Origin of the sequence: Pseudomonas sp. NPDC089741 (genome assembly GCF_044748825.1) — a bacterium.
In the GTDB taxonomy this organism is placed as follows: Bacteria; Pseudomonadota; Gammaproteobacteria; order Pseudomonadales; family Pseudomonadaceae; genus Aquipseudomonas; species Aquipseudomonas helmanticensis.
The window spans coordinates 53,346-76,381 of sequence record NZ_JBIVGT010000011.1 but is presented as its reverse complement, the minus strand read 5'-3'; the positions used below and the strand labels follow the sequence as shown (position 1 = coordinate 76,381).

Below are 23,036 nucleotides of genomic sequence, written 5' to 3'. Positions count from 1 at the left end.
AGCGGTTATGGGTGATCGGCACGACTATGTGGCCCTCGAATGGGTCAAGGGCGAAATTGCCGAAACGCTGAAGCAGGCGCATCAGGCGATTGAAGCCGTGCTCGATGATCCGCAGGCCTTTGCGGGGCTGGACGAATGCCTGAATTACATCCATCAGGTGCACGGCAGTTTGCAGATGGTCGAGTTCTATGGAGCAGCGTTGCTCGCCGAAGAGATGGAGAAACTGGTTGCAGCCTTGCAGCACGAGCGCGTCAGCCATCGCGACGAAGCCCTGCACCTGTTGTTGCAAGCGCTCGGGCAATTGCCGATCTACCTCGACCGTGTGCAGAACGCTCGCCGGGATCTGCCGTTGGTGGTGTTGCCGCTGATCAACGATCTGCGCAGCGCCCGCGGCGAAAGCCTGCTCTCGGAAACCAGCCTGTTCAGCCCGCAATTGCCGGAACTAGCACCGCTGAGCGCAGATGCGTTGGCACTGCTGGAACCGGCCGAACTGCCGAATGTGCTGCGCAAATTACGCCAGATGTTGCAAATGGCTTTGGTCGGTTTGCTGCGCGAGCAGGACGACCAGACGCACCTCGAATACCTCGCCAAAGTCTTCACCCGCCTCGAAGCGCTCAGCGGCGATTCGCCCCTGAGCCCGTTGTGGCAAGTTGCTTCGGCGCTGGTAGAAGGCATGCGCGAAGGCGCCATCGCCAACAGTCCGGCGCTGCGCAGTCTGTTCAAGGACGCCGACAAAGAGCTCAAGCGCCTGCTCGAGCAAGGTATGTCGGGCCTTAATCAGCCGCCCCCGCCGGAGCTGCTGAAAAGCCTGTTGTTCTATATTGCCAAAGCCGAACATCCCACCGGGCAGATGCTGACCATGAAAGATCGCTACTCGCTGGACGACGCGTTGCCCGACAGCGCGATGGTCGACGAAGAACGCGCGCGCCTGGCCGGCCCTGACCGCGACGCGATGCGCTCGGTGCTGGCGGCACTGTGCGAAGAGCTGGTGCGGGTCAAGGAGCGCCTCGATCTGTTCGTGCGCAGCGATCGCCAGCACGCTTCGGATCTGGAAAGCCTGCTCGCGCCATTAAGGCAGATCGCCGACACCCTTGCCGTGCTCGGTTTTGGCCAGCCGCGCAAAGTCATCATCGATCAACTGGCCGTGGTGCTCAGCCTCGCCCAAGGCCAGCGTGAACCGAATGACGCGATCCTGATGGACGTTGCCGGCGCGCTGCTTTACGTCGAAGCGACGCTGGCCGGAATGGTCGGCACGGTCGAGCCGGAAAGTCCGGAAGACTCGCGCTTGCCCACCACCGACCTGACGCAGATTTATCAGATCGTGATCAAGGAAGCGCGCATCTGCCTGCAACAGGCCAAGGACATGATCGTCGACTACATCGACGCCGATTGGGATCGCCAGCAACTGCAACCGTTGCCGGCGCTGCTGACCCAGGTGCGCGGTGCGCTGGCGATGATTCCGCTCAGCCGCGCAGCGAGTCTGGTCGAGGCCTGCAACGGTTTTATCCGCGAGCATCTGCTGCTCGATCCCCACGAGCCGGGTTGGGAGCAACTGGATCGTCTGGCCGATGTCATCAGCAGCCTCGAGTACTACCTCGAGCGCTTGAGTGACGATCCGCAGGCGCCGAGCGAGCAACTGCTGGACATCGCGCAGAAGTCCCTCGCCAACCTCGGTTATTTCCCTGACGAAGAGCCCGGCGAACACTCTGTGCCCGTGCTCGAAGACGTTCTCAGCCCCAGCGAAGCGCTGGTGATGCAGGACATGCAGGCGCTGGACGATCCCGAGATCGTGCAATCGTTGGCCGAGGTTCTGGCCAGCCCGGTTTCCGCGCTCAACCCGCCGGCGCTGATCACGCCCGGCAGCCTGATGCCGCCGCCGGCCGGCGAAGAACCGATCGACGACGAGCTGCGCGAAGTGTTCCTCGAAGAGACCGACGAAGTCCTCGAAGTGCTCCATGAATACCTGCCGCGCTGGACCGCCAACCCGCAGGATCGCGATGCGCTGACCGAACTCCGTCGCGCCTTCCATACCCTCAAGGGCAGCGGGCGCATGGTCCGTGCGCTGATCCTCGGTGAGCTGGCGTGGGCCGTGGAAAACCTGCTCAACCGTGTGCTTGAACAAAGTGTCGAACCGGGATCGGTGGTGCAGCAACTGCTGACCGACACGGTGCTCTTGCTGCCCGAATTGATCAACGAATTCGCCACTAACAGCCAGCGTCAGCGCAGCGATGTCGATCAGCTTGCCGCCCGTGCCCACGCATTGGCCAAAGGTGACGAACCGCTGGCCGCCGAAGACATCGACGATGTCGCTGCACTCGATCCGCTGTTGCTGGAGATCTTCCGCAAAGAAGCCGAAACCCATCTCGCCAGCCTCAACCGTTTCCTCGATCAGGCCGCCGAGCATGTGCCGTTACAGGCCAGCGATGAGTTGCAGCGCGCGCTGCATACGCTCAAGGGCAGCGCCTCAATGGCCGGGGTTTTGCCGATTGCCGAATTGGCCGCGTCGCTCGATCAACTGGCCCGCGAGTTCAAGGCGCATCAGTTGCCGCTGGATCTCGACGAAGTGGAATTGCTGCTGGAAGCCGAGGGCCTGTTTCGTATTGGCCTGCGTCAGCTCAAGCACGATCCGCTGGCGCCGATAGTCGGTGCTCAATCGCTGATCAAACGCACCGACACGCTGCTCGCCGAGCGCCTCGAAACCATCCTCAATGCACCAAATACCGGGTTACGGATCAAGCGTGACCCGCAACTGATCAACAACTTCCTCGCCCAGGGCATGGACATCCTCCTCGACGCCGAAAACCTCTTGCAGCGCTGGCAGCAACATCCCGGCGAGCGTCAGGAACTCAGTGCGTTGCTGGATGAACTGACCACCCTCGGCGAAGGCGCACACATGGCTGATCTGCTGCCGGTCGACGTGCTCTGTGAAGCCTTGCTCGACCTGTATGGCGCTGTGGAAGAAAGCAGCCTGGCGGTCAGCGAGCGGTTTTTCCAGGAAGCGCAAAACGCTCATGAAGCGCTGATCAACATGCTCGACGAACTGGCGGCCGGGCAGGAAGTCACGCCGCAGCCGGCACGGATTCGCGCCTTGCATGATCTGCTCGATGAGAGTCTCGATCCATCGTCGATGGGCCTGATTCGCAGCGATGGCAGCCGCACTTTGAGCATCCGCGAGCTGGGCGGCGCCACCGCTGAGTTGCAGCAAAAGGCAATGGCGCTTGAACCCGATGACGAGATTGTCGAGATCTTCCTTGAAGAAGCGGTCGACATTCTCGACAGCTCCGGCCAAGCCTTGCAGCGCTGGCTCAGCGACCCCGACAACACAGCGCCGCTGTCCTCGTTGCAGCGGGATCTGCATACGCTCAAGGGCGGCGCGCGGATGGCTGAAGTCGAGGCCATCGGCGATCTGGCGCAAGAGCTGGAAAGTCTCTACGAAGGCCTGGTCGATCGTCGCTACAGCTACAGCGAAACCTTGGGGCGCTTGCTGCTCAAGAGTCACGACCGCTTGGCGTTGTTGCTTGATCAGCTGCAGAACCATCAGCCGCTGACGCCGGCACAGGATCTGATCGACGTTATCCGTCAGGTCCGCCAAGGCCAGAACGTTGCCGAAGCGCCGCCAGCAACAGCCGAACACGACAGCGCCGGTCACGACCCTGAGTTGCTGGAGATCTTCCTCGAAGAAGGTTTCGACATCATCGAAAACTCCGGCGCCGCGTTGCTGCGCTGGCAGGCCGAGCCGGGCAATCGCCAGGAAGTGGAAACCCTGCTGCGCGATCTGCACACCCTCAAGGGCGGTGCGCGGATGGTCGAGATCGGCCCGATCGGCGACCTCGCGCATGAGCTGGAATACCTTTACGAAAGTCTTTCCAGTGGCGCCTTGCAGCCGTCTGCGGAGCTGTTTGCGCTGGTGCAGCGCGGGCATGATCGTTTGGCGCAAATGCTCGATGGCGTGCGCGCCGGGCAACCGTGCCCACCGGCGGATCGGCTGATCAACGCGATCCAGAATTTCAGTCATCCGGCGACGGTAGAAACGCCGCCCGTGCTACCTGTTCCGGTCAAGACTGACGTGACGCCGCCGGTTGCCGAGGCTGGCGCGGACATGGTCAAAGTCTCCGCCGAACTGCTCGACGAGTTGGTCAATCTGGCCGGCGAAACCTCGATCTTCCGGGGCCGTATCGAGCAGCAGGTCAACGACGCGCAGATCGCCCTGAACGAGATGGAAACCACCATCGAGCGCATGCGCGATCAGTTGCGCCGCCTCGACACTGAAACCCAGGGGCGGATTCTCAGCCGTCAGCAAGTCGATGCCGAACGCCTTGGCTACGAAGAATTCGATCCGCTGGAAATGGACCGTCATTCACAGTTGCAGCAGCTGTCGAGGGCGCTGTTCGAATCCGCCTCCGACCTGCTCGACCTCAAGGAAACCCTCGACCGCCGTAACCACGACGCCGAGAACCTGCTGCAGCAACAGGGCCGCATCAACACCGAATTGCAGGAAGGCCTGATGCGCACGCGCATGGTGCCGTTCGAACGCATGTTGCCGCGCCTGAAACGCATCGTCCGCCAAGTCGCCGAAGAGCTGAACAAAGACGTCGCCTTCGTCGTCGGCAACGCCGAAGGCGAGATGGATCGCAACGTCCTCGAACGCATGGCTGCGCCGCTGGAACACATGCTGCGCAACGCCGTCGACCATGGTCTGGAGTCCGCCGAAGTGCGCCTGGCGGCGGGTAAACCGGTGCAAGGGCAGATCAGCCTCGACCTGTCCCGCGAGGGCGGCGACATTGTTTTCGATATTCGCGATGACGGCGCCGGGGTGCCGCTGGAAGCCGTGCGCAAGAAGGCGATCAAGCGCGGCATGCTCGCGCCGGAAGCCGAAATCAGCGACCGCGACGTGTTGCAGTTCATCCTCCAGCCGGGGTTTTCCACGGCGGAAAAGATTACCCAGATTTCCGGGCGCGGCGTCGGCATGGACGTGGTGCATGAAGAAGTGCGGCAACTCGGCGGCAGCATGAGCATTGATTCCGTGCCGGGGCAGGGCGTGCATTTCCGTATTCGCTTGCCGTTCACCGTGTCGGTCAACCGCGCGTTGATGGTGCAGTGCGGTGAGGATCAATACGCGATCCCGCTGAACACCATCGAAGGCATCGTCCGCGTGTTGCCGAATGATCTGGAAGGGCACTTCCGGGTTGATCCGCCGCGTTATCAATACGGTGGCCAGACCTATGAGCTGTGCTACCTGGGCGAACTGCTGAAAACCGCGCCACGGCCGAAACTGCTCGGGCAGAACCTGCCATTGCCGGTGCTGCTGGTGCACTACAACGACCGGCACATTGCCGTGCAGGTTGATGCGATGGCGGGTACGCGCGAAATCGTGGTCAAGAGCCTTGGCGCGCAGTTCGCGGCGGTGCAGGGCGTGTCCGGGGCGACGATTCTTGGCGATGGCCGGGTGGTGCTGATTCTCGATCTGCTCGCGCCGATCCGCGCGATGCAGGCACGCATTGCACAGACGCCGACGCTGCCGGACATCGACAGCGAACCGCAGAAACCGTTGCTGGTGATGGTCGTCGATGATTCGGTCACCGTGCGCAAGGTCACCAGCCGTTTGCTCGAACGCCACGGCATGAACGTACTGACCGCCAAGGACGGGGTCGACGCCATGCTGCTGCTGGAAGAACACATGCCCGACCTGATGCTGCTCGACATCGAAATGCCGCGCATGGACGGCTTCGAAGTCGCCACCCAGGTACGCAACGACGAACGTCTGCAACACCTGCCGATCATCATGATCACCTCACGTACCGGGCAGAAACACCGCGACCGCGCGATGGCGATTGGCGTCAACGACTACCTCGGCAAGCCGTATCAAGAGTCGGTGCTGCTTGAAAGCATTGCCCAGTGGAGCAAGAAACATGCATGAGCGCCGGCATAATCAGCGCAGCAGTCAGCTGACCGGGCTATTGCTGCCGCTGGCGGATCGCAATTTGATCCTGCCTAACGTCGCTGTCGCTGAATTGATCGATTACCAGGCCAGCGCTTTCGATCTGGATACGCCGCCGTGGTATCTGGGGCGGGTGAAGTGGCGCGAGCGGCAGATTCCGTTGCTGAGTTTTGAGTCGGCGTGCGGGCAGAAAATCGTTATTGGCGAGCGGGCGCGGATCGTGATTTTGAATGCGCTGGGCGGGTTGCCGGAGCTGAAGTTCATTGCGCTGCTGGTGCAGGGGATTCCGCGTTCTTACAAGCTCGACAGTCAGCTGAGTTATGTCGACGTGCCGTTGTGTGCGCTGGAGCAGGCGGCGGTGCAGGTCGGGGAGCAGGTGGCGAAGGTGCCGGATTTGTTGGGGCTGGAGAAGTTGTTGGTGGATGCAGGACTGGTTTATTGATCCAGGGTTTTCATTGGCCTGACTGGCCGCATTGCGAGCAGGCTCACTCCTACATTTGGAATGCATTCCCCTGTAGGAGTGAGCCTGCTCGCGATAGCGCCTGCGGCATCCCCCAAAATCCGACAGGCAAATCCTCAATTTCTGCAGTGCAATAAACGCATCCAGGCACATCTGTTTAAAGACACCCGGTGTTACGGCTCCCTAGCCTACAAATCCTTGCGCCGCTGCCTACGCATGCACCAGAATCCGCCGGCTTGTGCGCCTTGGGCTTGCTGCGTAACTTTATTCCGTCACTGATTTCCAGTGATCGGGTTTAGCAGCCCGTGGTTAATCTAAGGGTGCACATACACCATCGTCAGGCTTCGCCTGCATTCGATGGCGGCTGTGCGCAGGGCGCTTCGGCGCGCCGGCTTCCTTAGGTTCCCCGGTCTGCTAACCTGCGTTCAGCTGCCACCCCTTCTTTTAGCAGAGAAGCGGTTCCAGCTTAATTTCGGAACCTGAAGATGATTAAACCAACGCCTAACCCCCCGCTCGCAGATCCCGCATCCCCCTACGAATCCCCCGATTCGAAGAAATTCCACGAAGCCGCCGAACGCGCCCTCGACCATTACCTCGGCCCGACCAACGCCGACCTCATGGCCACGCCCTACACCCCGAACACGCTGTACATGGCCAACCCGAATGCCGACACCGAATCCCTGCTGGCTGACGCCAGCGAAACCCTTGGTTCGGCTACGGTCATGCTCAATAACCACGCAGCAACGGTGGAAGGTACGCACCGCAAGACTGTGCAAGGTATTGCGCAGGTGGTGATGGTGGCGGAGATGGCCGTCAACCGTTTGTTGGATCGGTTGGTGCCGACGGAGTGATTTAAAAGCCGACCCTCACCCCAGCCCTCTCCCGGAGGGAGAGGGGGCCGACCGCGGGATGCTAACAAGTTACGCCGACCTGAAAGTACCGCTGTGAATCCATAATCGACTCGGTGGGGCAGGTCGATGTATGGCGCTATAAACCTCGGTCGGTCCCCTCTCCCCCCGGGAGAGGGCTAGGGTGAGGGCGGCTCTTGATCGTTACCCTGAGCGTAATGATTCACCGCCGCGCTTGATTGATGCCCCCACCCCACACGCCTACCTTAGCTCCACGACAGCGAACCCCGTGGAGTGAGCATGACAACAACAATTTCCCCCGACTCGCGCTGGACGCGGCGGCGCGATGAGAAGCAGCGCCGCCTCGACAAGGTGCGCGGGCTGGCCGACGGTGTGGTGTTGCCCACCGACAAGATCGTCGCCGCGCTCGAAGCGCTGATTCATCCCGGCGACCGTGTGGTGCTGGAGGGCAACAACCAGAAGCAGGCGGATTTCCTCTCCCGTTCGCTGGCCAAAGCCGACCCGGAAAAGCTCCACGACCTGCACATGATCATGCCCAGCGTCGGTCGCTCCGAGCACCTCGACCTGTTCGAACGCGGCATCGCCCGCAAGCTCGATTTCTCCTTCGCCGGCACCCAGAGCCTGCGCATCAGCCAGTTGCTTGAAGACGGCCTGCTGGAAATCGGCGCGATTCACACTTACATCGAACTCTATGCGCGACTGGTGGTGGACCTGATCCCCAACGTCGTGCTCTCGGCCGGGTTCATGGCCGACCGCGCCGGTAACATCTACACCGGCCCGAGCACCGAAGACACCCCGGCGCTGATCGAGCCGGCAGCGTTCAGCGACGGCATCGTCATCGTCCAGGTCAACCAATTGGTCGACGACGTCAGCGAACTGCCCCGAGTGGACATTCCCGCGTCATGGGTCGATTTCGTCGTGGTCGCCGACAAGCCGTTCTACATCGAACCGCTGTTCACCCGCGACCCACGCCACATCAAGCCTGTGCACGTGTTGATGGCGATGATGGCGATTCGCGGGATCTACGAAAAACACAACGTGCAGTCGCTCAACCACGGCATCGGTTTCAACACCGCCGCCATCGAATTGATCCTGCCGACCTACGGCGAATCCCTAGGCCTCAAAGGCAAGATCTGCCGCAACTGGACGCTCAACCCGCACCCAACATTGATCCCGGCGATTGAAAGCGGCTGGGTCGAAAGCGTGCATTGCTTCGGCACCGAACTGGGCATGGAAAACTACATCGCCGCCCGCCCGGACGTGTTCTTCACCGGCCGTGACGGTTCACTGCGTTCCAACCGGATGTTCTGCCAACTCGCCGGACAATACGCGGTGGATCTGTTTATCGGCGCGACGTTGCAGGTCGATGGCGATGGCCATTCCTCGACCGTGACCCGTGGCCGTCTCGCCGGTTTCGGCGGCGCGCCGAACATGGGCCACGACCCGCGCGGTCGCCGTCACGGCACCCCGGCGTGGCTGGACATGCGCCACGACGATTCGCAGCAACCGATGCTCGAACGCGGCAAGAAACTCGTGGTGCAAATGGTCGAGACATTCCAGGAGGGCGGCAAACCGACCTTCGTCGAAACCCTCGACGCGGTGGAAGTGGCGAAGAAAAGCGGCATGCCGCTGGCGCCGATCATGATCTACGGTGATGACGTCACCCACCTGCTCACCGAAGAAGGCATCGCCTACCTGTACAAGGCGCGTTCGCTGGAAGAGCGCCAGGCGATGATCGCAGCAGTCGCCGGCGTCACCGCCATCGGCCTGCGCCACAACCCGAAAGACACCGAACGCATGCGCCGCGAAGGCCTGATCGCCTTGCCCGAAGACCTCGGCATCCGCCGCACCGACGCCACTCGCGAATTGCTCGCGGCAAAAAGCGTGGCCGATCTGGTCGAGTGGTCCGGCGGCCTGTACAACCCGCCCGCCAAATTCAGGAGCTGGTAATGCACGCATTTAACCTGCAAGCGAAACCGCTGTCCGTGGCTGATCGATTGGCCGATCTGGCGGTGGACGCGCTGATTGACGAAGCCGATCTGTCGCCGAAACCGGCACTGGTCGACCGTCGCGGCAATGGCGCGCACACCGATTTGCACCTGGGCCTGATGCACGCGTCGGCGCTGTCGTTGTGGCCGGCGTTCAAGGAGATGGCTGAAGCAGCGGTTGAAATCGGCGAAGTCGATTCAACGTTGCGCGAAGCGATTGGCCGCATCGGCCGTGAGGGCGAGCAAGCCATGCTCACCACCACCAACGGCGTGAACACGCATCGCGGCGCAATTTGGGCGCTGGGATTGTTGGTGACCGCCGCTGCAATGGAGCCGAAATCCACCAGCGCCAATGCAGTTTCATTGCGCGCCGCGCGACTGGCCTTGCTGGATGACCGCCACGCCCCCAAACCTTTGAGCCACGGCGCCCAAGTCGCCCTGCGTTATGGCGCTCGCGGTGCTCGTGAAGAAGCGCAACTCGGCTTCCCCTCAGTTCTGCAACGTGGCTTGCCACAACTCAAACGCAGCCGCGCCAACGGCCACGGCGAACAGAACGCTCGACTCGATGCCTTGCTCGCGATCATGACTGACCTCGCTGACACCTGCGTGCTCTACCGCGCCGGCGAAGAGGGCTTGCAAGCCATGCAACTCGGCGCGCAAGCGGTACTCGACGCCGGTGGTAGCGCCAGCCTCAGCGGTCGCCGCCGGCTGCACGAACTGGATCAACAACTCATCGCATTGAATGCCTCGCCCGGTGGCGCCGCCGACTTGCTCGCCGCCACGCTGCTGCTCGACCGTATCGAGCGCGACGGCATCCTTCAGGGAGCGTTTTGATGGAAACCCTATCGTTTGAATTCCCCGCCGGGCAGCCGCCACGCGGTCGCGCGCTGGTTGGTTGTGTCGGCTCGGGTGATCTGGAAGTGCTGATCGAACCGGGCCTGGCCGGCAAGCTGACGATCAATGTGCAGACCTCGGTCAACGGCGCCCAGTTGCGTTGGCAGCACCTGTTTGCGCGGATGTTCGACGGCACCACGCCGCCGGCGATGGCTATTGATATCCACGATTTCGGCGCGACGCCGGGGGTGGTGCGCTTGCGTCTGGAACAAGGTTTCGAGGAGATCGGCCATGACTGACAGCGCAGCGTTGCTTAACAAACACAGCTTCGTCGAACTCGGCGCGCGGCAACGGGCGAAGGCTTTGCTCGATGCCGGCAGCTTTCGCGAATTGCTTGATCCGTTTCAACGGGTGATGTCGCCGTGGCTCGAACGCCAGGGCGTGGTGCCGCAGGCCGATGACGGCGTGGTGATCGCCAAGGGCAGCCTCGACGGTTTGCCGATAGTCATTGCCGCGATTGAAGGCGCGTTCCAGGGTGGCAGCCTTGGCGAAGTCGGTGGGGCGAAGATTGCCGGCGCGCTGGAACTGGCGGCTGAAGACAACCGTAAAGGCATTCCGACCCGCGCGGTGTTGCTGCTGGAAACCGGTGGCGTGCGCTTGCAGGAGGCCAATCTCGGGCTGGCGGCGATTGCTGATATTCATGCGGCGATTGTCGATTTGCAGCAGTACCAACCGGTGGTCGGTGTGGTTGCGGGTAGCGTCGGTTGCTTCGGCGGCATGTCGATTGCGGCGGCGCTGTGCAGTTATTTGCTGGTGACTCAGGAAGCACGCCTTGGTTTGAACGGCCCGCAGGTGATTGAGCAAGAAGCCGGGATCGAGGAATACGACTCCCGCGACCGTCCCTTCATCTGGAGCCTGACCGGTGGCGAGCAGCGTTTTGCCAGTGGTCTGGTGGATCGTTATGTCGCCGACGACGTGGCGAAGATTCGTCAGCAGGTCGGTGAATTGCTCCAGCAAGGTTTGCCGGCGCAGCCGCGCAGCCAACGCGCCGAATGGTTTCTGCAACGTCTCGGCAGTCTGAACACTGACCCGCAAATCGAACCGTCGGTGGTTCGCGACCTGTATCAAGGAGAGCGCTCATGAGCGGTTATTCATTGCGCGGTTTGAACTGGTTTAACGCCTTGAGCGCCGGCGCTCTCAAGGTCGAAGGGCTGCCGCCATCGTTGAGGGTCGCTGACGGTGAATTGGGGCGTTTTATCGCTGTGGTCGCTGATCCGGACAATCGTTTTCCGCGTGCTCGTAATGGCGAAGTCGGCTTGCTCGAAGGCTGGGGTCTGGCCAAGGCTGTGGATGACGCGATCACGGCTGACCGCGATAAAGCGCAGAAGCGCCCGATCATCGCCATCGTCGATGTGCCGAGCCAGGCCTACGGTCGCCGTGAAGAAGCCCTCGGCATTCACCAGGCGCTGGCCGGTGCGGCGGACAGTTATGCCCGCGCACGTCTGGCCGGGCATCCGGTGATTGCGTTGTTGGTGGGTAAGGCTATGTCCGGGGCGTTTCTGGCTCATGGTTACCAGGCCAACCGTTTGATTGCGCTGCGCGATCCGGGCGTGATGGTGCATGCGATGGGCAAAGCTTCGGCCGCACGGGTGACCTTGCGCACTGTTGAAGAGCTGGAAGCGTTGGCCGCCAGCGTGCCGCCGATGGCTTATGACATCGACAGCTATGCGAGTCTCGGATTGCTCTGGGAAACCTTGTCGGTGCAGCAGATCGAGCAGCCGACGGCGGAGGATCTCTCAAGGGTTAACGAATGCCTCAAACAAGCCATCGGCGATGTCTCCAGCACTGACTTGAGCAATCGTCTCGGCGCGAAAAATCGTGCGGCTTCCAGCAAAGTGCGCGAACTGTTGAGGGCGCAGTGGTGAGCACGCCTCTGGCCCACGATCTGCTCTGGGGCATGACCCCGGCGCAGTTGCCGGCGGATGCGCCGTTGTGGGCGGTCGAGTCGCTGGCCGCTGGGCAACCGGTGGTGGTGCGGCGCGCGTTGAGTGCTGAAGGTTTTGTCGCGGTCGGCGTGCGCGGTGTGTTGCGCGAGCAGCGGCTGGCAGCGTTTATGGCACTGGGTTCGACTGCCTGTCGGGTCAGCCCCGAAGTGCTTTGTCATGTCGATTGCGAACGCGATCTGCCAGTGATGCAGGCGCTCAAACAACTGCGGCCAATGCTCGACGATTGCGGTTGGGTCTGGGGTGTCAGTGGCAGTGTCGGGTTTGAATTGGCCAGTGGTTTTATCGCGATGCACGCGGCCAGCGACCTCGATTTGATTCTGCGTACACCGCAACTGATCACTCGTAATCAGGCACGCAAACTGGTCGAACTTTTTGATCAGGCCGTGTGCCGGGTCGACCTGCAATTGCAGACTCCGTTTGGTGCTGTGGCGTTGCGTGAATGGGCCAGCGGTTCGGCGCGCGTGCTGCTGAAAAATGCTCATCAGGCGTGCCTGGTGATCGATCCATGGAACCCGCAGGAGCAGGCAGCGTGAGCAGTCTGCTGGTGTTCCCCGGCCAGGGTGCGCAGCAAGCGGGCATGCTGCAGCGTTTGCCTCGGGAATCGTTGGTCGAGGCCAGTGATGTGCTCGGTGAAGATGTATCGCTGCTGGATTCCAGCGCAGCGTTGCGCACGACAAGGGCGGTTCAGCTGTGCCTGCTGATCGCCGGCGTCGCTGCTTCGCGGCAGCTGTTGCAAGACGGACTCACGGCAGATTATGTCGCCGGCCTGTCCATCGGCGCTTACCCGGCAGCGGTGGTTGCCGGCGCCTTGAGCTTCAGCGATGCGCTGCATCTGGTCAGCCTGCGCGGCGAACTGATGCAGCAAGCTTATCCACAAGGCTATGGAATGACCGCGATCATCGGCCTGCAGTTATCCACAGTCGAAACGCTGCTGGCGCAGGTGCACAGCGAAGATTCGCCGGTGTATCTGGCCAACATCAATGCCGATAACCAGGTGGTGATTGCCGGCAGCGACAAGGCCATGCAAGCCGTGGCTGAACTCGCGCGCAGTCGTGGCGCCGGTCTGGCCAAACGTCTGGCAGTGAGCGTGCCTTCGCACTGCCCACTGCTGGAAAAACCGGCACAAACCCTCGCCGAAGCCTTCGCCAAGGTTGAACTGAAAACCGCGAAAATCGCTTACCTGAGCGGCAGCCGCGCACGCCCTGTGACCAAAGTAGAAGCGCTGCGCGACGACCTCGCCTTCAACATGTGCCGCGTGGTGGATTGGCGCGGCACCGTGCAAAGCGCTTACGAGCGCGGCGTGCGTTTACAGATCGAACTGCCGCCCGGTGCGGTGCTGACCGGGCTGGCGCGCCGGGTGTTCGAGCAGGGCACAGTCACTGCCTTCGACAGTGCGCGTCTCGACACCTTGCAGGCGCTGTTGCGTGAGGAGGGTAGCCGCCAACTTTAAACCGCCGCGACTCAAGCTTCGAACAACAAAAACAACATTCGACGATGCACTTTGAGGACTACAACAATGATTATTTACGGTGTGGCGTTTCTCGCCTTTTGTACGCTGGTGGGTATCTGGGTCGGTGAACTGCTCGGCAAGCTGATCGGCGTGCCGGCCAACGTCGGCGGTGTCGGTATCGCGATGCTGCTGTTGATTGGCCTGGGCAGTTACCTCAACAAAAGCGGCTGGCTCAAGGGCAAGACCGAGCAGGGTGTCGAATTCTGGAGCGCGGTCTACATTCCTATCGTGGTGGCCATGGCGGCCCAGCAAAACGTCTACGGCGCACTGAAGGGCGGGCCAATGGCGATCCTCGCCGGGACGCTGGCCGTGGTCATCGCCTTTGCCTTGGTGCCGGTGCTGACGCGCATGGGCAACAAGGAGCAGACCCCGATCGCTCCAGCCAAGACTGCGGGGTAATCGCCATGTACGAATCAATGATGAAAGTCATCACCGGTTACGGTTTGATCAGCGGTTTCCTGATTGTCGGCCTGACCATGTGGGTGTCCTACTGGATGTCCAACACCTTCACCAAGGGCCGCTTGCACGGCTCGGCCATCGCTATTTTGCTCGGGCTGGTGCTGTCGTATGTCGGCGGCGCACTGACTGGCGGGCAGAAGGGTGTGGTGGATATTCCCTTGCTGTCCGGCATCGGCTTGCTCGGCGGGGCGATGTTGCGCGATTTCGCGATTGTTGCCACGGCGTTTGGTGTCAGTGTTGAAGAGCTCAAGCGTGCCGGGTTTGTCGGTGTGCTGGCGCTGTTTGTAGGTGTCGGTACGTCGTTTGTCGCTGGGGTCGGCGTGGCGATGGCGTTCGGTTATACCGATGCGGTGAGTCTGACCACCATTGGCGCGGGCGCGGTGACTTACATCGTCGGGCCAGTGACCGGCGCGGCGATTGGTGCGAGTTCCGAGGTGATGGCGCTGTCGATTGCGGCGGGGCTGATCAAGGCGATTCTGGTGATGGTGATGACGCCGTTCGTGGCGCCGATGATCGGCCTCAATAACCCGCGCAGTGCGGTGATTTTCGGCGGACTGATGGGCACGTCCAGCGGTGTGGCCGGCGGGTTGGCGGCGACGGATCCAAAGCTGGTGCCTTATGGGTGTCTGACGGCGGCGTTTTATACGGCGCTCGGGTGTTTGCTTGGGCCTTCGCTGTTGTTTTTGGCGATGCGCGGGTTGGTGGGTTAATCGCTAAAAGCGGCCCTCACCCTAGCCCTCCCGAAACGTCGGACCGCCCGTAGGGAGAGGGGACTGACCGAGTTGGATGTTCGAGGTACGCCGACCTGAAAGTCCTGAGTCGAACTCAGGCCTTGAAACCCACGGAGATCTGCTCCCTTTCCCCCTCGCCCCCTTGGGGGAGAGGGCTGGGGTGAGGGGATAGCTCTTGATCTTGATCTAAACCCCAACCTGCCGATTGGCATACATCCGACACTCCGCCAACAACGCCAGCAAATTCGGATCGCGCTCCTTGGCCTTCAAGAACACCACGCCAATGTGCTGCTGCAACCGGTACTTCTCCTGCAACGGAATCAGCTTCACCCGGTTCTCATACACCGCAGCGATCCTTCCCGGCAGCAACGCATAACCCACCCCCGAGCTGACCATGCTCAGCAGCGTGAAGATGTCATTCACCTGCATCGCCACCTTCGGCTCGAACCCCGCCTGCTTGAACACCCGGTTGCCGTCCTGATGCGTCGCGAAGCCTTGGGTCAAGGTGATGAACGTTTCATCGCGCACTTCCGCCAGGTCCACTTCACTGCGCTGGGCAAACTTTGAATCCGCCGGAGTGGCGAGGAATATGTCGTCGGAAAACAGCGCAATCTGTTCGCAATCCGGGTCGTTGATACTGTCGTCCAGCGACACCAGAATCGCGTCGACTTCCATGTTCTTCAACTTGTAGAGCAGGTCGATGTTCGAGCCGAGGATCAGGTCGATATTGAGTTCGCTGCGGCGGATTTTCAGGCCCATGATCAGTTGCGGTACGGTTTTTACCGTCAGCGAATACAAGGAGCCGAGTTTGAAGCGTTCGGCAGAGAAGCCGGCAGCTTCGCGGGTCAGGCGTACGCTTTCGACGACGTCGTTGATCAGTTTCTGCGCGCGTTCTTCGAGGACGTAAGCGCTTTCCAGCGGCGTCAGATTGCGGCCTTCGTGTTTGAACAGCGGGCAGCGCAGGGCGCTTTCCAGCGAGTGAATCGCGCGGTGCACGCTGACGTTGCTGGTCTGCAGTTCGGCAGCGGCGCGGGCGAGGTTGCCGGTGCGCATGAAGGCGAGGAACACCTCGAGTTTTTTCAGGGTCAACTCTTCGTCGATCAGCATGGCGCGGACTCTTTTTGGTATCGGCCGATTGTGCACGGAAGATCAAAAGATCGCAGCCTTCGGCAGCTCCTACATTGGAATGCGATTACCTGTAGGAGCTGCCGCAGGCTGCGATCTTTTGATTGCGCTTTTACGCTCAAGGCCCGAGCCTTGCGCGCTGCGGTAATGAATATGAGGTAAGCAATACATGTATCACGGAGAACGATTGAACGCCTGGACCCATCTGGTCGGGGCGGTGGCGGCTTTTGTCGGCGGCGTGTGGATGTTGGTGATTGCCAGCCTGGATGGCAGTCCGTGGAAGATTGTCAGTGTGGCGATCTACGCGTTCACTTTGCTGGTGCTCTACAGCGCTTCGACGGTTTACCACAGCGTGCGCGGGCGCAAGAAAGCGATCATGAAGAAGGTCGATCACTTTTCGATCTACCTGTTGATTGCCGGCAGCTATACACCGTTCTGCCTGGTGACCCTGCGCGGGGCGTGGGGCTGGACGCTGTTCGGGATTGTCTGGGGGCTGGCGTTGATCGGCATTCTGCAAGAGATCAAACCGCGTTCGGAGGCGCGGATTCTGTCGATCGTGATTTACGCGGTGATGGGCTGGATTGTGTTGGTGGCGGTGAAGCCTTTGATTGCGGCGCTGGGCACAACAGGGTTTGCCTGGCTGGCGTCGGGCGGGGTTTTGTACACGGTGGGGATTATCTTTTTTGCCCTGGATCACCGGCTGCGGCATGCGCATGGGATCTGGCATCTGTTTGTGATTGCCGGAAGCTTGCTGCACTTTGTCGCGATTCTGTTTTATGTCCTCTAGCCGGCTGACTGATCGTTCCCACGCTCTGCGTGGTAACGCCTCCTGTGACGCTCTGCGTCACGCCGTTTGGGACGCGGAGCGTCCCGGGCGGCATTCCCACGCAGAGCGTGGGAATGATCAATTCGGCAAAAAGGATTAGAAATCACCCCACAATTGTTGGGCTACCGCCAACGCCACAACCGGCGCCGTCTCGGTGCGCAACACTCGCGGGCCGAGGCGGGCGGCGTGGAAGCCGTTACCCTTGGCCTGCTCGACTTCGGCATCCGTCAAACCGCCTTCAGGCCCGATCAGAAATGCCAGAGTCGCCGGTTTGGCATGACTCACCAACGGCTCGGCCACCGGATGCAGCACCAGTTTCAACTCGGCTTCGGTCTGTTTGATCCAGTCCGCCAGCAACACCGGCGGATGAATCACCGGTACCCGCGAACGACCACATTGCTCGCACGCGCTGATCGCCACCTGACGCCAGTGCAGCAGGCGTTTGTCGGCTCGCTCATCCTTGAGGCGGACTTCGCAGCGATCGCTGAAAATCGGCGTAATTTCATTCACGCCCAGCTCGGTGGCTTTCTGAATCGCCCAATCCATCCGCTCGCCACGGGACAGGCCCTGGCCGAGGTGAATGTGCAACGGCGATTCGACCTGACCGGCGAATTGCTCGTCGATCTGCACGGTCACGCGCTTCTTGCCGACTTCCAGTAGGACGCCGCGAAACTCATGGCCGGAGCCGTCGAACAGCTGCACCGCATCGTCCTCGGCCATGCGCAGCACGCGGCTGATGTAATGCGCCTGGGCTTCCGGCAATTCGTGTTCGCCGGTGCTCAGGGGAGCGTCGATAAAGAAGCGGGACAGTCTCATTTCGGGTCTCTAAAAAATTGGCGCGTAGTCACTGTAGTGAAGAGCTTTTGTGGTGAGGGGATTTATCCCCGTTGGGTGGCGAAGCCGCCCTAAAATCTGCAAACGCGGTGAGTCAGGAGTATTGCGTGTGCTGATTTCACGACTGCTGCGCAGCCGAACGGGGATAAATCCCCTCGCCACAGGGTTTTTTTCAAACCTTTAGATGGCAATCAACCCGGATCGCGGAAGCCGGGGTGGAAATCTTTTGGCACGGCGACGCTGACGCTGTCACGGGTAGCGATGTCGATGCCTTCGCTGGCGACTTCGGCGAGGAAGTCGATCTGCTCCGGGGTGATCACGTACGGCGGCAGGAAATACACCACGCTGCCCAGCGGACGCAGCAGCGCGCCACGCTCCAGCGCATGCTGGAACACCTTCAAACCGCGACGCTCCTGCCAAGGGTAGGCCTCTTTCGTGGCCTTATCCTTGACCATCTCGATGGCCAGGACCATGCCGGTCTGGCGCACTTCCGACACATTCGGATGATCGACCAGATGCGCCGTCGCCGAGGCCATGCGTTGGGCCAGCGCCTTGTTGTTCTCGATGACGTTGTCCTGCTCGAAAATATCCAGCGTCGCCAGTGCCGCCGCGCACGCCAGCGGGTTGCCGGTGTAGCTGTGCGAATGCAGGAACGCGCGCAAGGTCGGATAGTCGTCGTAAAACGCGCTGTAGACCTCGTCGGTGGTCAGGCACGCCGCCAGCGGCAGGTAGCCGCCGGTCAGGGCCTTCGACAGACAGAGGAAGTCCGGGCGAATGCCGGCCTGCTCACAGGCAAACATCGTCCCGGTACGGCCGAAACCAACGGCGATTTCATCGAGGATCAAGTGCACGCCGTAGCGATCACAAGCCTCGCGCAGCAATTTCAGATACACCGGGTGATACATGCGCATGCCGCCAGCGCCCTGAATCAGCGGCTCGACGATCACTGCCGCGACGCTGTCATGGTTCTCGGCCAATGTCTGTTCCATGGCCGCAAACATGTTGCGCGAATGTTCTTCCCAGCTCATGCCTTCGGGGCGCCCGTAGCAATCCGGACTCGGCACTTTGATGGTGTCCATCAGCAGCGCTTTGTAGGTCTCGGTGAACAGCGGCACGTCGCCGACCGCCATCGCCGCCATGGTTTCACCGTGGTAGCTGTTGGTCAGGGTGACGAAACGCTTTTTGTTCGGTTGGCCGCGATTGAGCCAGTAGTGAAAGCTCATTTTCAGCGCGACTTCGATGCAGGACGAACCGTTATCGGCGTAGAACACCCGGTTCAGGCCTTCCGGCGTCATCTTCACCAGACGCTCGGACAGCTCGATCACCGGCTGATGGCTGAAACCCGCCAGAATCACGTGCTCAAGCTGATCGACCTGATCCTTGATGCGCTGGTTGATGCGCGGGTTGGCGTGGCCGAACACGTTGACCCACCACGAGCTGACGGCGTCGAGGTAGCGCTTGCCTTCGAAGTCTTCGAGCCAGACGCCTTCACCGCGCTTGATCGGGATCAGCGGCAGCTGTTCGTGGTCTTTCATCTGGGTGCAGGGATGCCACAACACCGCGAGGTCGCGTTGCATCCACTGGTTATTCAGGCCCATTTACAGTCTCCTCGAGGCGGCTCGCGTCAGGCGCGGGCAAACAATCGCGCAAGCCTATGCAATGCGTCGCGCGGGGACAACCCATTGTGTCGATTGAGCTACTTTGTATGAGCCGATAGACGTCGCTGGCGGCGTTTTGATGGCTAACGTATTCTTCGCGGTTCTTTGGGTCGTCTGACCCGCACAACTGCTTTTTTCTGTGTATTTCCGGAGTTCGCTGAATGTCTGTCGGTTGGCTGCGCGCCTGTGCGCTGGTGATATTGGGGCTGTTCAGCGTTACGGCGCTGGCCAAGGATAAAACCGCAATCGTGATCGGTGGCGGCCTGTCGGGCCTGACTGCCGCTTACGAACTGCAAAACAAAGGTTGGCAGGTCACCCTGCTGGAAGCCAAACCAAGCCTGGGCGGTCGCTCCGGTATGGCCACCAGCGAGTGGATCGGCAACGACAAGACCCAGCCGGTGCTGAACAAGTACGTTTCGACCTTCAAGCTGGGCACCACGCCAGCACCGGAATTCGTGCGTACGCCGGGTTATCTGATCGACGGCGAGTATTTCTCCGCCGCTGATCTGGCGACCAAGCAGCCGGCCACCGCCGATGCCTTGAAGCGCTACCAGAAAACCCTCGACGATCTGGCGCGTTCGATCGACGATCCGCAGAACCCGGCCGCGACCAACACCCTGCACGCGCTGGACCAGATCACCGTATCGAGCTGGCTCGACAAGCAGAACTTGCCAGCGACCGCGCGTCAGTTGATCAACCAGGACATCCGCACTCACTACGACGAGCCTTCGCGTCTGTCGCTGCTGTATTTCGCGCAGCAGAACCGCGTCTATCGCGGCGTGTCCGACCGTGACCTGCGCGCTTCGCGTCTGGTCGGCGGTAGCCAGGTACTGGCGCAGGCGTTCGTCAAACAGATCAAAACCATCAAGACCAACGCGCCAGTGTCGGCGATCACCCAGGACAAGGACGGCGTGACCGTCAAGGTCGGCAGCGTTGGCTACCAGGCTGACTACGTGGTGCTGGCCGTGCCATTGCGTGCACTGAACAAGATTGCGCTGACGCCTGCGCTGGATGCTCAGCATCTTGCGGCGATCAAGGGCACCAACTACGGTTGGCGCGACCAGATCATGCTGAAGTTCAAGACGCCGGTGTGGGAAAGCAAGGCGCGCATGTCCGGCGAGATCTACAGCAACACCGGTCTCGGTATGCTCTGGATCGAACCAGCCCTGAAGGGCGGCGCCAACGTGGTGATCAACCTGTCCGGCGACAATGCCCGCGTGATGCAGGCGTTTGGCGACAAACAGATGGTCGATCAGGTGCTGATTCGTCTGCACGCGTTTTATCCACAGGCCCGTGGCTCGTTCACCGGTTATGAAATCCGTCGCTACAGCACCGATCCTTCGATGGGTGGCGCGTACCTGGCTTACGGCCCGGGCCAGATCAGCAAGTTCTGGCGTCTGTGGGAACGTCCGCTGCAGCGTGTGACGTTCGCTGGCGAACACACCGACACCTTGTACCCGGGCACCCTGGAAGGTGCACTGCGCACCGGTCAGCGTGCGGCCAGTCAGGTTGAAGATCTGGCGGCAGGCAAATCGTTCGAGCCAGCCAAAGTGCTGCCGGCTGCAGCAGCGGCAGGCGCGGCGGGTGCCGTGGCAGCGAAGAAGGGCAACTTCTTCAGCAACCTGTTCGGCGGTTCGGATGACGAGAAGAAGCCAGAGCCTGTGAAGGCGCCAGAGCCAGCTCCTGCTCCGGTTGCTCCAGCGCCTGCGCCGACTCCGGCACCTGCGCCAGCTCCGGTGGAAGCACCGAAGCCAGTGACTCCGGTGAAAGCTGAACCGGCGAAGAAAGCGGCGGCCAAGCCAGCGGCGAAGAAGCCTGCAGCTAAAACCGAGGCGAAGAAGGCCCCAGCCAAACCGGCAGCGAAAAAGGCCGAACCGGCGAAGAAGCCAGCGGCCAAACCGGCAGCCACTACTGAGACCAAGGCGCAGTAAGCCTTTGCTTCAATAAAAAACGCGACCTTCGGGTCGCGTTTTTTTGCCCTGCAATTTTGTCCTTCGCCATCCGGTCACGGGGCTTACTTGTGTACCGGAGCCTTCCCACAAAGTACTCAGACTGAGGTGATAGCGGGTGCCCCGGCGCCAATTCTATGCTGGGAAAAATAGGAGGCACTTGATGAAAACGTTCACGCTCATGCTTTTGCTGATTGCACTTCCAGGTTGCTCCAACGGGCGCTTATTACCTGGCGGTTATAGTTCAGAACTCGCGCATAAATGCCAGATAGATCCCTACAGCGCCGATTGCCTGCAACCACCGGCGGTGCTTCATAACTAATCAGCCATGAATAAAGGGCCGGTTCCACGAATAACTCTGTCCCGTTCGGCAGTTTCCCATGGCCACCTTTGCTTGCGCTTGTGCAGGCGCCCGAGGGTTCAGCAACGATCATTTGTCCAGACGCCCCACGCCGTAATCGCCTTTAATCTTTCCTTAACACGCCACTTACAGACTCTTGATCGTATTTATCGATATTTCAAAGCGAAATTTTCCGCTTTAATTCGATAGATAACTCGCTAGTCTTGGTTCGCAGTTCTCACAGGATTTGGGCAATGCAGCTACGTAACTCTTCATCGCGCTATGGTTGGGTCAGCATCTTCATGCACTGGGGCGTGGCGCTGGTGGTCTTCGGGCTGTTCGCGTTGGGCCTGTGGATGGTCGGGCTGGATTACTACAGCAGCTGGCGCAAAGAGGCGCCGGATCTGCACAAGAGCATCGGCCTGGTGTTGCTGGCCGTGATGGTGTTGCGGGTGTTGTGGCGCTTTATCAGCCCACCGCCGCCGACGCTGCAAAGCTACAGCCGCATGACCCGTATCGGCGCCAAGTTCGGCCACGGGTTTCTCTATCTGGCGCTGTTCACTGTGATGCTTGCCGGTTACCTGATTTCCACCGCAGACGGTGTCGGGATCCCGGTGTTTGGCCTGTTTGAAGTTCCTGCACTGGTTTCCGGGCTACCGGATCAGGCAGATACCGCTGGGGTGATTCATCTCTGGCTGGCGTGGGCGCTGGTAATTTTTTCCGGTCTCCATGCGTTGGCAGCATTGAAGCACCACTTTCTCGATCGTGATGCGACCCTGACACGAATGCTCGGTCGCAAAGCCTGAAATTCAACCTCGACTCAAAGGAAAAGAAAGCATGTTGAAAAAGACTCTGGCCGCTCTGGCAATCGGTTCTGCACTGCTCTCGGCTCAGGCCATGGCAGCGGACTACAAAATCGACAAGGAAGGTCAGCACGCCTTCGTTGACTGGAAAATCAGCCACCTGGGTTACAGCTTCATCCACGGTACTTTCAAAGATTTCGACGGTACTTTCTCGTGGGATTCGGCCAAGCCTGAAGCCAGCAAGATCGCTGTTGATGTGAAAACCGCCAGCCTGTGGTCGAACCACGCTGAACGTGACAAGCACATCGCCAGCAAAGACTTCCTGGATGTTGGCAAGTTTGCTGATGCCAAGTTCGTCTCCACTGCCGTTAAATCGACCGGTGAAAAGACTGCTGACGTGACTGGCGACCTGACCCTGCACGGCGTGACCAAGCCAGTGACCTTCAAGGCCACGTTCAACGGCGAAGGCAAGGATCCATGGGGCGGCGAGCGTGCTGGTTTCAACGCCACCACCACCCTCAACCTGAACGATTTCGGGATCAAGGGCCCAGGTCCTACCTCGCAAACTGCAGATCTGGACATCTCGCTGGAAGGCGTGAAAGTTAAATAACTTTCCCCCGCCACACAAAAACGCCCCCGGTCGAAAGGCCGGGGGCGTTTTTTATTGCCCGTCAAAACACAACTTCCCCTGTAGGAGCTGCCGAAG

General features: G+C 60.7%; 19 protein-coding genes. 16 read left to right on the top strand and 3 right to left on the bottom strand.

The window, feature by feature from the left end; translation table 11 throughout:
- Positions 1-7 precede the first annotated feature (7 nt).
- The 12 genes from ACIPZE_RS13625 (at position 8) to madM (ending at position 14,774) form a co-directional block, all read left to right on the top strand.
- Positions 8-5,917: an Hpt domain-containing protein gene (locus ACIPZE_RS13625; protein WP_400773269.1), complete on the top strand. Its 5,910-nt coding sequence runs from the start codon at positions 8-10 to the stop codon at positions 5,915-5,917.
- Positions 5,910-6,380 carry a chemotaxis protein CheW gene (locus ACIPZE_RS13620; RefSeq protein ID WP_400773267.1) on the top strand — a complete coding sequence of 157 codons (471 nt, stop codon included), beginning with the start codon at positions 5,910-5,912 and terminating at the stop codon, positions 6,378-6,380. The genes ACIPZE_RS13625 and ACIPZE_RS13620 overlap by 8 nt, the downstream gene beginning before the upstream one ends.
- Before the next feature lie 503 nt (positions 6,381-6,883).
- Positions 6,884-7,249, top strand: coding sequence for a DUF6124 family protein (locus tag ACIPZE_RS13615; protein ID WP_137217436.1), 366 nt, complete (start codon positions 6,884-6,886; stop codon positions 7,247-7,249).
- A 297-nt stretch (positions 7,250-7,546) separates the two neighbouring features.
- Entirely contained in the window at positions 7,547-9,217 is a 1,671-nt protein-coding gene (gene mdcA, locus ACIPZE_RS13610; protein ID WP_093429846.1) for a malonate decarboxylase subunit alpha, read from the top strand.
- A complete protein-coding gene (locus ACIPZE_RS13605; protein WP_400773265.1) occupies positions 9,217-10,089 on the top strand; it encodes a triphosphoribosyl-dephospho-CoA synthase in 873 nt (290 codons plus the stop codon). The genes mdcA and ACIPZE_RS13605 overlap by 1 nt, the downstream gene beginning before the upstream one ends.
- Positions 10,089-10,388, top strand: coding sequence for a malonate decarboxylase subunit delta (locus ACIPZE_RS13600; protein ID WP_007913697.1), 300 nt, complete (start codon positions 10,089-10,091; stop codon positions 10,386-10,388). The genes ACIPZE_RS13605 and ACIPZE_RS13600 overlap by 1 nt, the downstream gene beginning before the upstream one ends.
- The gene (locus tag ACIPZE_RS13595) at positions 10,381-11,232 is read left to right on the top strand and encodes a biotin-independent malonate decarboxylase subunit beta (RefSeq protein WP_283438486.1); all 852 of its coding nucleotides are present in this window, start codon (positions 10,381-10,383) and stop codon (positions 11,230-11,232) included. The genes ACIPZE_RS13600 and ACIPZE_RS13595 overlap by 8 nt, the downstream gene beginning before the upstream one ends.
- Entirely contained in the window at positions 11,229-12,014 is a 786-nt protein-coding gene (gene mdcE / locus ACIPZE_RS13590; protein WP_400773263.1) for a biotin-independent malonate decarboxylase subunit gamma, read from the top strand. The genes ACIPZE_RS13595 and mdcE overlap by 4 nt, the downstream gene beginning before the upstream one ends.
- Positions 12,008-12,628 carry a malonate decarboxylase holo-ACP synthase gene (locus ACIPZE_RS13585; RefSeq protein WP_400773261.1) on the top strand — a complete coding sequence of 207 codons (621 nt, stop codon included), beginning with the start codon at positions 12,008-12,010 and terminating at the stop codon, positions 12,626-12,628. Before mdcE ends, ACIPZE_RS13585 begins: the two co-directional genes overlap by 7 nt.
- Positions 12,625-13,545 carry a malonate decarboxylase subunit epsilon gene (gene mdcH / locus ACIPZE_RS13580; RefSeq protein ID WP_283438489.1) on the top strand — a complete coding sequence of 307 codons (921 nt, stop codon included), beginning with the start codon at positions 12,625-12,627 and terminating at the stop codon, positions 13,543-13,545. The genes ACIPZE_RS13585 and mdcH overlap by 4 nt, the downstream gene beginning before the upstream one ends.
- A gap of 66 nt (positions 13,546-13,611) precedes the next feature.
- Complete coding sequence (gene madL, locus ACIPZE_RS13575) at positions 13,612-14,004, top strand: malonate transporter subunit MadL (protein WP_129395884.1); 393 nt, start codon at positions 13,612-13,614, stop codon at positions 14,002-14,004.
- A 5-nt stretch (positions 14,005-14,009) separates the two neighbouring features.
- Positions 14,010-14,774 carry a malonate transporter subunit MadM gene (madM, locus tag ACIPZE_RS13570; protein ID WP_129395883.1) on the top strand — a complete coding sequence of 255 codons (765 nt, stop codon included), beginning with the start codon at positions 14,010-14,012 and terminating at the stop codon, positions 14,772-14,774.
- 207 nt (positions 14,775-14,981) lie between these two features.
- Here the strand turns inward: madM and ACIPZE_RS13565 are convergent, their stop codons facing one another.
- Positions 14,982-15,902, bottom strand: coding sequence for a LysR substrate-binding domain-containing protein (locus tag ACIPZE_RS13565; RefSeq protein WP_129395882.1), 921 nt, complete (start codon positions 15,900-15,902; stop codon positions 14,982-14,984).
- 187 nt (positions 15,903-16,089) lie between these two features.
- Here ACIPZE_RS13565 and ACIPZE_RS13560 point away from each other — a divergent pair, with 187 nt between their 5' ends.
- Complete coding sequence (locus ACIPZE_RS13560; protein ID WP_283438491.1) at positions 16,090-16,707, top strand: hemolysin III family protein; 618 nt, start codon at positions 16,090-16,092, stop codon at positions 16,705-16,707.
- A 135-nt stretch (positions 16,708-16,842) separates the two neighbouring features.
- Here ACIPZE_RS13560 and ACIPZE_RS13555 read toward each other — a convergent pair whose 3' ends face one another.
- A complete protein-coding gene (locus ACIPZE_RS13555) occupies positions 16,843-17,562 on the bottom strand; it encodes a 16S rRNA (uracil(1498)-N(3))-methyltransferase (RefSeq protein WP_400773257.1) in 720 nt (239 codons plus the stop codon).
- Positions 17,563-17,771: 209 nt separating this feature from the next.
- Positions 17,772-19,178 (bottom strand): adenosylmethionine--8-amino-7-oxononanoate transaminase, encoded by a 1,407-nt coding sequence (locus ACIPZE_RS13550; protein ID WP_007913711.1) that lies wholly within the window; start codon positions 19,176-19,178, stop codon positions 17,772-17,774.
- A 221-nt stretch (positions 19,179-19,399) separates the two neighbouring features.
- Here ACIPZE_RS13550 and ACIPZE_RS13545 point away from each other — a divergent pair, with 221 nt between their 5' ends.
- The 3 genes from ACIPZE_RS13545 to ACIPZE_RS13535 all read left to right on the top strand — a co-directional run bounded on the left by ACIPZE_RS13545 (position 19,400) and on the right by ACIPZE_RS13535 (position 22,940).
- Complete coding sequence (locus tag ACIPZE_RS13545) at positions 19,400-21,169, top strand: flavin monoamine oxidase family protein (protein ID WP_283438492.1); 1,770 nt, start codon at positions 19,400-19,402, stop codon at positions 21,167-21,169.
- Positions 21,170-21,781: 612 nt separating this feature from the next.
- Entirely contained in the window at positions 21,782-22,333 is a 552-nt protein-coding gene (locus tag ACIPZE_RS13540; RefSeq protein WP_400773256.1) for a cytochrome b, read from the top strand.
- Between the two features lie 31 nt (positions 22,334-22,364).
- Positions 22,365-22,940 (top strand): YceI family protein, encoded by a 576-nt coding sequence (locus ACIPZE_RS13535; RefSeq protein ID WP_053124658.1) that lies wholly within the window; start codon positions 22,365-22,367, stop codon positions 22,938-22,940.
- The last annotated feature ends 96 nt before the right edge of the window (positions 22,941-23,036 follow it).